This window comes from Paraburkholderia piptadeniae (genome assembly GCF_900007165.1).
Taxonomy (GTDB): Bacteria; Pseudomonadota; Gammaproteobacteria; order Burkholderiales; family Burkholderiaceae; genus Paraburkholderia; species Paraburkholderia piptadeniae.
The window spans coordinates 583-3,630 of sequence record NZ_CYGY02000008.1; the positions used below are offsets into that span (position 1 = coordinate 583).

A 3,048-nucleotide genomic window follows, 5' to 3' on the forward strand; every position below is an offset into this window, starting at 1 on the left:
TCGACAACGATCTCTTCTATATGGACAAGACCATGATGGTCTTCGGCGATGCGAAGAAGGTGATCGAAGACATGGTGAAGTCCGTCGAGTGATGAAGTGCGTTGCGGGGCGCTTTCAAAGGCGCCTCGCACGCTTCATCAAGTGTCACGATCCAGTATCACGACAATTCGCTCAGCGCGGCTTCACACCGATGCTGCGCATGAAATCCGCGAGCCGTCTTCCCTCTACATCGGGAAACGGCTCGTGCACTTTCAGGTCATCGATATTCGCGAGCGCGAAGTGTCGAAAGTCTCCGCGCAGCTCGCACCACGCGCCGAGCGTGAAGCGCGCGCCCCAGTACGCGAGCGCGAGCGGCCACACGCGCCGCTGTGTCGCCGCGCCGTTCTTGTCCTGATACGCGAAGCTGACCACGTGCCGCGTGTCGATCGCGCGATGCAGCGTATCGACGATCGCCGAGACATTCCCGTCGATATGAAACGACGGCGCGAAGAACGCGAGGCGGTCGATGGTCGCGCGCTTGTCGGCGGGCATCGCCGACGCGATCTTCGCGAGCGCGCCGCGTGCGCCCGCCGCCATGCTTTCGCCGCCCCACGATTCGAGCATCCGCGCGCCGGCGGCGAGCGCCGTGAGCTCCTCGGCCGTGAAGGTGAGCGGCGGCAGGCTCGCGCTGCGGCTCAGCCGATAGCCGATGCCAGGCTCCCCTTCGATAGGCACGCCCGACAGTTGCAGGTCCTGCACGTCGCGATAGACGGTGCGCAGCGACACGTGCAGCCAATCCGCCAGTTGCTGCGCGGTGGTCAGACGTCGGCCGCGCAGCAGTTCGGCGATCTGGAACAGGCGGTCGGCGCGACGTGTCATCGTGGGTGTCTCGCGGAAATAGACGGGGAATCTCCCGCGATGATAGCGCCGCACGACGCGCTCCTGTCGACGGGAGTTGGCGGCTAAGCGCCTGCTCCCGTCCCACGCAAGATGATGGCGGTCACGTCTGCCGACGCATCACTCGTTGGTCTTCGAATGAAGTCCGACGCGGTTGCCTTCCGTATCGGTGAAAAAGCCGATCCAGCCGATGTCGTTCGGCAACTGCACGGCAGGCCCTTCGACCTTGCCGCCCGCGCGCTTCACGCGTTCGAGCGTCGCGTTGACGGTCGGGCGCGCGTTCAGGTAGACGAGCGAGCCCGTCGACGACGGCTCCATGGTCGGGCTCTGGACGATGCAGCCGCCCGTCGACGGCTCGTCGTAACTGAAGACGGCCATCGGCATGCCGAAGTCTTCGCGGCGCAGCGTCGTATCGAGCGCGGCCTCGTAGAAGCGGACAGCACGCTCGAAGTTGACGGCCGGGATCTCGAACCAGGCGATGGCGCGATTGGGTTGTGCTGACATGACGTTCTCCTGTGAATGGGTCGCCGGATGGCGCAGGAGAAGTGTGCGGGTGGGCTGCTGACACCGTTCTGTCAGTAGCGTTGCGCGACGCCGCGTGTGATGGGCGATAAAAAAGCGGGCGTTGTGCCCGCTTTCTCTTTCACTCGAATGAGCTGCTGCAGTAAGCCGCCTAAGCGAAAAAACCGCTTACGCCTTCGGCTCGTCGGCAGCTGGCCGCTGCCTCACGCTTCCCGCGATCAGATCGAAGCGGAACAGCCTGCATTCGAGCGCGCCGTTATACAGCGGCGTCTTCGCCGACTCGCGCAGGCGCAACTGCCCCGGCAGCTTGCGATCCGACGTCAGCACGAACGCGTGCCAGCCGGTGAAGCGCTTCTTGAGCGCATCGCCGAACGACTGGAAGAATTCGGCGATATCGCCCGTATCCGCTTCCGCACGCCGGAAGCCGCCTTCTTCACGTCCCGTATTGCGTATCTCGCCGCGCGGGCCGCGTCCGCGCACCTCGATCCGCTCGCCATACGGCGGGTTCGCGACGAGAATGCCCGCCTCGCTGACGGGCGGCGTCATGTTGCGCGCGTCGAGCTGCTTGAGCGGCAGCGCCGGAAAACCGGCACGCTCGAAATTCGCGCGCGCCTTCTCCAGCATGTTGTCGGAGATGTCGCTGCCGAAGATCAGCAGATCGCCGCGGCCCGCGCGCGCCGCGCGCTTCGCGTCTTGCGCGGCGACCTTCAGCGCTTGCCACGCCGATACGTCGTATTGCCTGAACTTCTCGAACCCGAAGCGGCGATCGACGCCCGGCGCGATGTTCATCGCGACCTGCGCGGCCTCCGCGAGGAACGTGCCGCTGCCGCACATCGGATCGTACAGCGGTGTGCCCGGCGTCCAGCCCGTCAGGCGCAGAATGCCCGCCGCGAGGTTTTCGCGCAGCGGAGCCGCGCCCTTGTCGAGGCGCCAGCCGCGCTTGAAGAGCGGCTCGCCCGATGTGTCGAGATACAGCGTGCAGTCGGTTGCCGTCACGAACGCGAATACGCGCACATCGGGCGAGCCCGTATCGATGCTCGGACGCGCGCCCGTCTTGTCGCGCAGACGGTCGCAGATCGCGTCCTTCACACGCAGCGTCGCGAATTCGAGGCTGCGCAGCGGCGACTTGATCGCGGTGACGTCGACGCGCAGCGTTTCGTTCGCCGAGAACCATTGTTCCCAGTGCTGTTCGAGCGCGAGCGCATAAATGTCCTGCTCGTTGCGATACGGACGATGCGCGATCTTCAGCAGCACACGGCTCGCGATGCGCGAATGCAGATTGGCGGCCATGCCGGCTGCCCAGCCGCCCTTGAAGTGCACGCCGCCGGGCACCTGCTCGCCGGCGGTGAACGGCGCACCGTTCAGATGACGCGAGGCGATCTCGGCGAGTTCGGCGGCAAGCGCGGCTTCGAGGCCGCGCGGGCAGGGGATGAAAAATTCGAAGGACATGGAGGTTGCCGCAAGGCGTGGGTCAAGGCGACATTGTACGCGGTCGCCTCGCTGTGCCTCGGGGTTGGGGCGTGCGTCGGCGCTCGCGTGTGCGCGGCGCGCGTCACCGTCACGTCACGTCACGCGCGTGAGCGTGCTCAGCCCTTCGTCCCCGCGTTCGGTGCAGAAGGTGCAGAAGGTGCAGAAGGTGCGGAAGGTGCG

At 65.7% G+C, this 3,048-nt stretch carries 4 protein-coding genes; 1 reads left to right on the forward strand and 3 read right to left on the reverse strand.

Going from position 1 to position 3,048, the window contains the following annotated elements; all coding sequences use genetic code 11:
- The coding region (locus tag BN2476_RS47935) for an NAD(P)(+) transhydrogenase (Re/Si-specific) subunit beta (RefSeq protein WP_235850675.1) at positions 1-92 on the forward strand (92 nt) is incomplete at its 5' end.
- A gap of 79 nt (positions 93-171) precedes the next feature.
- Here BN2476_RS47935 and BN2476_RS02375 read toward each other — a convergent pair.
- From BN2476_RS02375 to BN2476_RS02385, 3 genes are all read right to left on the reverse strand, one after another.
- A complete protein-coding gene (locus BN2476_RS02375; protein WP_438942853.1) occupies positions 172-912 on the reverse strand; it encodes a helix-turn-helix transcriptional regulator in 741 nt (246 codons plus the stop codon).
- Between the two features lie 84 nt (positions 913-996).
- A complete protein-coding gene (locus BN2476_RS02380; protein WP_087732566.1) occupies positions 997-1,380 on the reverse strand; it encodes a VOC family protein in 384 nt (127 codons plus the stop codon).
- 186 nt (positions 1,381-1,566) lie between these two features.
- Positions 1,567-2,847, reverse strand: coding sequence for a THUMP domain-containing class I SAM-dependent RNA methyltransferase (locus tag BN2476_RS02385; protein ID WP_087732567.1), 1,281 nt, complete (start codon positions 2,845-2,847; stop codon positions 1,567-1,569).
- Positions 2,848-3,048 lie beyond the last annotated feature (201 nt).

Coding starts and splice junctions, on each gene's coding strand:
- BN2476_RS02380 (WP_087732566.1), bottom strand. CDS start 1,380: ATGTCAGCACAACCCAATCGCGCCATCGCCTGGTTCGAGATCCCGGCC.
- BN2476_RS02385 (WP_087732567.1), bottom strand. CDS start 2,847: ATGTCCTTCGAATTTTTCATCCCCTGCCCGCGCGGCCTCGAAGCCGCG.